Annotated in this window: 1 protein-coding gene; it reads right to left on the bottom strand. The window is 64.7% G+C overall.

Translation table 11 applies throughout. The features are described 5' to 3' along the window. A partial coding sequence (ftsA, locus tag Q8Q85_13090) for a cell division protein FtsA (protein ID MDP3775191.1) occupies window positions 1-968 on the bottom strand: 968 nt, incomplete at its 3' end. Window positions 969-1143 lie beyond the last annotated feature (175 nt).

The raw sequence follows: 1143 nt of genomic DNA on the forward strand, positions 1-1143 counted from the left end.
CTGCCGAGCACGTCCTCGAAGCCGGAGCGCCGCAGCTCGGCCTGGATCAGCCCGTAGAGTTCCTCGATGCGCGGCTCGATGACCTCGGCAAGCGTCTGGCGCGAGAGCTTGCGCGGCGGACGGTCACCCACGCTCGGCACCTCGATGGCGTCGTCGCGGTGCGCCAATTGCGTGAGCGCGCAACCGTATTTCTTCTTGATGTCCTCGGCGTTTTGCGTCGGCGTGCGCAGCGCCACGGCGATGTCGTTCGTGACTTGGTCACCGGCGATGGGAATCACGGCGGTGTGGCGGATGGCGCCGTCGGTGAACACCGAGATGTCGGTGGTGCCGCCACCAATATCGACGATGCATACACCCAGCTCTTTTTCGTCCTCGTTCAGCACCGACATCGACGAGGCCAGTTGCTCCAGGATGATGTCGTCCACCTCGAGCCCGCAGCGACGTATGCATTTGATGATGTTCTGCGCCGCCGACACCGCCCCGGTGACAATGTGTACCTTGGCCTCGAGCCGCACGCCGCTCATACCGATCGGCTCGCGGATGCCTTCCTGTTTGTCGATAATGAATTCCTGCGGCAGGATGTGCAGCACCTTCTGGTCCGCGGGAATCGCCAGCGCCCGCGCCGCCTCGATCACCCGCTCGACGTCGTTCGGTCCGACTTCCTTGTCCTTGATCGCCACGATGCCGTGGGAATTGAAGCTCGAGATGTGCGAGCCAGCGATGCCGGCGAACACCGAGTGGATCTGGCAGCCGGCCATGAGCTCGGCCTCCTCGACCGCGCGCTGGATCGATTGCACCGTGGACTCGATGTTCACCACCACGCCCTTTTTCATGCCGCGCGAAGGGTGCATGCCGACACCGATGATCTCGGTCTCGCCGCCGCCGGTAAGCTCGCCCACGATCGCCAGCACCTTGGAGGTGCCGATGTCGAGGCCCACAATCAGTTTTTCGTCGTCTTTCTTCGCCATGCTAACCCTCCTCGTTCGCGACGCCGGCAGGCGCCACGGTCTTCATGCTGTCGCGCGCGGCGGCGCGCGGCGGATGCCATGCCACGGAAAATCCGTTGGTGTAACGCAGGTCCACCTGTCGTATCGGCGTGCCGGCGCGCGCGAGCGTGCGTGGGTACACGCGCGCGACGCGCTC

It is taken from the genome of Gemmatimonadales bacterium (assembly GCA_030697825.1).
In the GTDB taxonomy this organism is placed as follows: domain Bacteria; phylum Gemmatimonadota; class Gemmatimonadetes; order Gemmatimonadales; family JACORV01; genus JACORV01.